The sequence below is a fragment of the Sutterella parvirubra YIT 11816 genome (assembly GCF_000250875.1).
In the GTDB taxonomy this organism is placed as follows: domain Bacteria; phylum Pseudomonadota; class Gammaproteobacteria; order Burkholderiales; family Burkholderiaceae_F; genus Sutterella; species Sutterella parvirubra.
Genome location: NZ_JH605020.1, coordinates 438 through 990, shown reverse-complemented (window position 1 = coordinate 990; position 553 = coordinate 438). Strand labels below are relative to the sequence as shown.

The window sequence follows — 553 nt, the reverse complement described above, 5'->3', positions numbered from 1 at the left end:
TCGGCGCGCTCGCGATCTCCGGCACCGCCCTGGCGGGCGGCGTCGCCGTGCGCTATCCGGTTTTGGGCCAAAACCCGACGGGAGACCGCTTGGCGCGCTGCATGTCCTCCCCCAACTGGCGCGGAGGGCCCGAGGGAGCCTTTGAGAACATCGTCCCCGTGCGCGTGGAGGCCGGGACGAAGTCGAAGCCCCAGGCGATCATGGAATTCCTTCTGCGCAACCGCGAGGGGATCGTGCCGGACGCGCCCGTGCCCGCGGTAAAGACCGACCTGTGCGCGCTCCCTGACGGGAACCTCGTTTGGTTCGGGCACTCGACCTTCCTGATCCGCGCCGGGGGCGTGACGCTTCTCGTGGACCCCGCCTTCGGCCCCGCCGCGCCGGTGAGCTTCGTCGGGCAGCCCTTCCCGCTCGAAGTCGAATACGGGCTCGCCGACATGCCGATCCCCGACGCCGTGCTCCTCACGCACGACCACTACGACCATCTCGAGTGGGAGACCGTCCTCGCGCTCGCCTCGACGGGCGTCCGGTTCGTGTGCCCGCTTGGCGTCGGCCA

1 protein-coding gene is annotated in these 553 nt (G+C 70.3%); it reads left to right on the top strand.

What is annotated here, in order from left to right; all coding sequences use genetic code 11:
- On the top strand, positions 1 to 553 hold a 553-nt coding region (locus HMPREF9440_RS11600), incomplete at both ends, for an MBL fold metallo-hydrolase (RefSeq protein WP_040765655.1).